This window comes from Enterobacter sp. PP-008-ECC_S150, from assembly GCF_045257065.1.
Lineage (GTDB): Bacteria > Pseudomonadota > Gammaproteobacteria > Enterobacterales > Enterobacteriaceae > Enterobacter > Enterobacter chengduensis.
Genome location: NZ_JBJHHG010000048.1, coordinates 1 through 5,159 on the forward strand (window position 1 = coordinate 1; position 5,159 = coordinate 5,159).

Here is a 5,159-nt window from a genome sequence, read left to right on the forward strand (position 1 = left end):
GAATTCACTATCGGCGAAGGTGAGTTGATGGCTCATGATGTCCCTCTGGGATGCGCTCCGGATGAATATGATGATCTCATATCAGGAACTTGTTCGCACCTTCCCTAGCTCTTTCATCATCCTAGAAGAACTCTTAATTAAGTATTCTTCAAGTGGGCCAGCATATGCCCCTGATGTCACGATCGTTAGTTGCGTAAGAGGATGAGTCAAACTCTCAATGCCCTTCAGGATGTCATTCTGGACAGCAGCAATATAAACAGGCGAAGCCGCAATCAAATATTCATCATTCGGACTGGACTGCATTAACTGGCTTATAGTTGCGCAACGGTTATGCTTTCCTAGTGATTTTGTGATGGCTTTCCACCAGAGATCATGCCTGAATGGTACTTGATGAAATGTCGCCTCGTAAGAGGGCACCCGATCTCGACTATTTAAAAACCCCATCCCGGCAGAGATTATCCACAACTCCAGATTTCTGGTTGAGTTTAAAATTTCCTTTGCCGTAGACCAGTGATTACCTGAATACAAGGACAATGCCGGTACCGCCTGATTACTTCTGGCGTCGTCTACAATGTTACTCCAGGCATATGCTGCGTCGTCCGGGGTTTGTTTTGGATCTATGTCCAATGTCGGCCAGACGTGGCCCTGATGATTCTTGCCCTTTGTACAGGAAGTGATTAAGTGTACTGAGCGTTCAGAGAACATTATCTTCCTTACATACCCATAGAACAGCTTTCTAAGAACGGTGGGCTCGCCTGAAAATTACAAATCAGCCCCTTTCACGGCATCATTTTGATTCTTCGCGTCTGCCCCCAGTAAGATGACCGGTTTTCTGCATGACAGTGTTATTCCTAACAAACGCAACACAAAACCACGCCAGCCAGAGCAAATTTTTTCATTTGCTGCGTAAAGCCTATTGTTTTCTCTTTTAAGCTTCGCCCACTCGTTACAGAGGGTAACATCATCAAGCGCTGTTATATGCTTCGCCTCACCTTCGACGATAACGGTATGGATACCGTATGCTGTAAATCTCATACTATTTTCCAGAACCCAGTTGCGGTATTCGTTGAGTCCACCTTCGGAACCGGTAGCTCTGCGCCACATTTCAATTTGCTTGTGTGATGGGTCAAGTGTACTTGTCATTGAAGCCTCGTCTCAGCGATAACGCTTGAAATAGCCCGCTTTGGTCAAAATGAAATTAGCCATCTGACTGGCGATTTGATTGTATCTTACTCATAGTGCCCAACCTATAGGTTAAAAAGGGGCATTTTCGCTTTATAGCGTGTTCAACATCATCAATCATCCCAAGAAAGGCTGGCTTATTAAGCCGGTCCATCATTTTCTGTATATCTCTCATCAATTTTTATATCCGGCCTGAAGTGCACCGTTCAAGCACACCGATCAGGCAGTTAGTCACTAGTTAACTCTTTACTAGAGACTAAATTCCATTGATTTACGTGACAACGTCACGTCATTAAGGTTTGCAAATGCCTAATTTTCATACTATGGGATTTAATTAGGAGTAAATCCCACAGGTTTACATAAAGCTGACATTTAAAAGTGTTAAAAATCAATCAGATAGAAAGAAAAGGCTCTCCGGAAGAACTCTTCTCATTATTTCGCCGCCCGGGGTTATTGCTGACAGATCTGAAAGTGCTAATATGTTAGTCATTAGTAATTAGTAAAGCCTTTACTAAACGCGTTTCTACGTAAATTCTATTGGTTTTAGAGGGTCCTACTGTCCGAAGACAATAAAGTTGTACACAAAGCACTAAAGTTGTAACCATTCTCAAAAAACGACGCTAATGTTGTATGCTTACTGAATGTGTGGTTATAGGGTTGGAGACTATAAAATGCACATATAGGTACGTATCAATGTCGTTTTTTGGGTACGATCATGGGTAGGGGTAGGCGTCTCAAATCCTATTTGGATTATGAAAATGCGCTAGGTGACGGCATAGGAGTGGGCTATGGCCAAAGTTATCAGCCCTGGCTTAGAGCTCAGGACGTTAAATCCCGTGGAAACCGTTCGATAGTCTTTGGCCTTAAGACGTTTCGAAACCATCATCATGGGGTTTGAGGGCCAATGATGTAAAAAACCACGCTAAGGAGATAATTCATTGTTTAAATTGAGATTTAACGGCCTCAATTCCCCCTTCATAATATCCTCCGGTAGTGTGAACGTATAATGTCCCAGCATGTTGATATGACCGTGCATCAGAGGCGAAAGCCGCGCGATATGTTCATCCTCTGGCCCTTCCCCGATGCTGCGCAGGTGCGACAAGGCTTCCTGCATATAAAGCGTATTCCACAGCACCACTGCGTTTGTCACCAGACCCAGCGCACCCAACTGATCTTCCTGCCCCTCGCGGTAACGTTTTCTGATCTCGCCACGCTGACCGTAGCAGATGGCTCTTGCAACGGCATGGCGGCCTTCACCCCGGTTCAACTGTGTTAGGATCCGGCGACGATAGTCCTCATCATCAATATAGTTGAGAAGATACAGTGTCTTGTTAACTCTTCCGACCTCCATTATTGCCTGAGCAAGCCCTGACGGTCGGGTACTTCTCAATAGCGATCGAATGAGTTCTGACGCATGAATAGTGCCCAGCTTCAGCGAACCGGCAACCCGCATCATCTCATCCCAGTGGCTTTCGATTTTAGAAAGGTCAACACAACCCCGCGCCAGTTTGTCCAACGCCCCGTAATTCGCTGCTTTGTCGGCCCGCCAGAACACAGCCTCACCCGCATCCGCCAGACGAGGTGAAAATTGGTATCCCAGTAGCCAGAACAGGCCAAAGATAATGTCACTGGTACCTGCTGTGTCCGTCATGATTTCAACCGGGTTTAGTCCCGTTTGTTGCTCAAGTAGCCCTTCCAGCACAAAGATGGAATCCCGCAGTGTTCCAGGAATCACTATGCCATGAAAACCCGAATATTGGTCAGAGACAAAGTTGTACCAGGTGATGCCGCGCCCTGAACCAAAGTATTTTCTGTTGGGGCCAGAATTCACCGTTTTCACTGGCGTGACAAAACGCATACCATCAGCGGAGGCTACCTCCCCGCCCCCCAGTATCCTGCCAACGCTAACGAGGACTGAAAATCAACCAGCCGCGCATTGGCGCTAACCAGCGTTTCTGCTCGGATGTAGTTCTGTTTCACCCAGCTCAGACGATGGCGAGTCAGTGCAGGGATATTGTGCTTGATCAGCGGCTCATGTCCGATATTGCAGGCCTCAGCCAGCATCACCGCACACAGGCTTATATGCAGATCCTGCGCACGGGCACCTGACTCGCTGACATGGCTGAATTCACGGGTGAAGCCAGTTCTGGCGTCAATCTCGAGCAACAGTTCTGTCAGGTCAACGGGTGGAAGCAATTGTCTGACTCGGCTGCTCAGTTGTATCAGCGCCGGTGGTTCATCCAATTTATCCAGGCTGCTGATGGTCAGCGAAGGATGTTTACCTTCATTGCAGATGTCCACGGCGGTATTGCGATCAAAACGTGATGCCACCGTTTTCCAGGTTTCATCTAACTGAGCGGCCAATTGCTCCGATGCTTTACTGCCATTAGTGGGGTGACCCAATGCCCGGCAGACTGGAACCCGCTGCGCCTGCCATTCCTCCCCCTGAAGAAGTTTTTGGCGCGGATCACCCCAACGATCGCTGTTTTCCAACCAGATGTCACGACGGCGTAGCGCATCCTGAAGTCGCTCCAGCAGACACAACGAGTAACCTGCTCGCTGTATCCGACCGTCAGCATCGTACACCAGGCGTTTCCAAGGGCCTGAAATGATATGTTCAGGTGCATCGTCCAGGATCCGTTTTTTCGAGCCGTTTAGCTCTGCCAGGTAATGGATGGCAGCCAAGGTATGTTCACCGTCTGGGGCCGCACGGAAGTGCAGATCGCGCAGTAGTGCGGGCAAAAAACGCCTTACCCGTCCGTATTGCTCCACCATTTCATCCTGAAAGTTTGTATCCTGGGGGCGGGCCAGTTCATTCACTTTTTCCACGGACTCTGCCAGTCTGGCGACAGACACACTGCTGAATATGGTCTTTCGCAGCAAATCATCGGCGGTATCTTCATCAAGTAAAAGTGCGCATGCCCGCGCCAGCAGCAACGCCGCGCGGTCAAGATCCTTGAGCGTCCTAAGTCGCTTTTTCTGCCCGGTTTTCTTCGCCTCCCGGGTAATATTGAGGATCAGCATATCCAGCACGTCAACGGCCTCGTCCAGCGCCGAGATTTCTTGCGCTTTCACGAATGCGGTAAGGATCGCCAGCCGCCGTTCTTCTGGCATTCTGCTGATATATTTCACCGATGCCATTCCGGCATAGCGTGCCAGATTGCGGAGCTGTATGGCGGGCAGCCCAGTGAAATTCAGACAGGAAAACTCCAGGCTGCGCAGGCGAGTGTAACGTTCAAGTGCTTCAGTGAACGCGGGGCCGCTGATAGTGACAGGGCCTCTTTTTAGGTGCTCCATCACTGAGAGTCGCTGTCCTTCGGGGATTTCAAGTAACCCAGCCAGTTGTGCGGTCTGCCAACGGTTTGGCAGCGCGGCCAATTTTCGCCACAAGCGGCGGGTCGCACGCTCACGGATTTCACCAATGACTCTCGTCAGGGTGGATGCGGCTGGCAACAACACTTTATTTTGAAGCAACCACGCGGTGGCAAAATCGAACATCAGTCCGGGGCGTTCATTACTGAGCCATGCACGGGTATACAGCAATCGCTTCAGTCTGAACGACCACGGGAAATCACCGAAATCATGATAGCTATAGTGCTGCCTGATAAGCCCGTGGTGCTCCCAACGTGTGTTTTCCCTTTGAGCATAGCGGGAAATGATCTCTGGATAGCGGATGTTAAGTTGCCTTGCGACATAAAACTGGACACCGGGCGGTATTTGCATGAGATCGGACAAGAAGGTTCCCAGAAAGCGGGCAGTTGTGAGTTGAAGGGCAATTCCCAACCGGTTATGCCTGCCCCTACGCAGGTTGATGAAAGGGCACTGTTGCAAAGTTAGCGATGAGGCAGCCTTTTGTCTTATTCAAAGGCCTTACATTTCAAAAACTCTGCTTACCAGGCGCATTTCGCCCAGGGGATCACCATAATAAAATGCTGAGGCCTGGCCTTTGCGTAGTGCACGCATCACCTCAATACCTT

General features: G+C 49.2%; 2 protein-coding genes and 3 pseudogenes. 1 reads left to right on the forward strand and 4 read right to left on the reverse strand.

The window, feature by feature from the left end; genetic code table 11:
* Positions 1-81: 81 nt before the first annotated feature.
* Both ACJBF3_RS25715 and ACJBF3_RS25720 read right to left on the reverse strand, forming a co-directional pair.
* On the reverse strand, positions 82-705 hold the full coding sequence (locus ACJBF3_RS25715) for a hypothetical protein (protein WP_000490639.1): 624 nt from the start codon (positions 703-705) through the stop codon (positions 82-84).
* Positions 706-762: 57 nt separating this feature from the next.
* Positions 763-1,143 carry a hypothetical protein gene (locus tag ACJBF3_RS25720; RefSeq protein ID WP_001371925.1) on the reverse strand — a complete coding sequence of 127 codons (381 nt, stop codon included), beginning with the start codon at positions 1,141-1,143 and terminating at the stop codon, positions 763-765.
* A gap of 754 nt (positions 1,144-1,897) precedes the next feature.
* Between ACJBF3_RS25720 and ACJBF3_RS25725 the strand changes: the two are divergent.
* A pseudogene (locus tag ACJBF3_RS25725) lies at positions 1,898-2,068 on the forward strand (transposase); the annotation flags it as partial.
* A 36-nt stretch (positions 2,069-2,104) separates the two neighbouring features.
* Here ACJBF3_RS25725 and ACJBF3_RS25730 read toward each other — a convergent pair.
* Both ACJBF3_RS25730 and ACJBF3_RS25735 read right to left on the reverse strand, forming a co-directional pair.
* Positions 2,105-4,998 (reverse strand): annotated as a pseudogene (locus ACJBF3_RS25730) (Tn3 family transposase); the annotation flags it as partial.
* Positions 4,999-5,052: 54 nt separating this feature from the next.
* Positions 5,053-5,159 (reverse strand): annotated as a pseudogene (locus tag ACJBF3_RS25735) (IS6 family transposase); the annotation flags it as partial.

Bases quoted from the DNA above. Each gene is read 5' to 3' on its own strand.
- ACJBF3_RS25715 (WP_000490639.1), bottom strand. From the start codon at position 705: ATGTTCTCTGAACGCTCAGTACACTTAATCACTTCCTGTACAAAGGGC.
- ACJBF3_RS25720 (WP_001371925.1), bottom strand. From the start codon at position 1,143: ATGACAAGTACACTTGACCCATCACACAAGCAAATTGAAATGTGGCGC.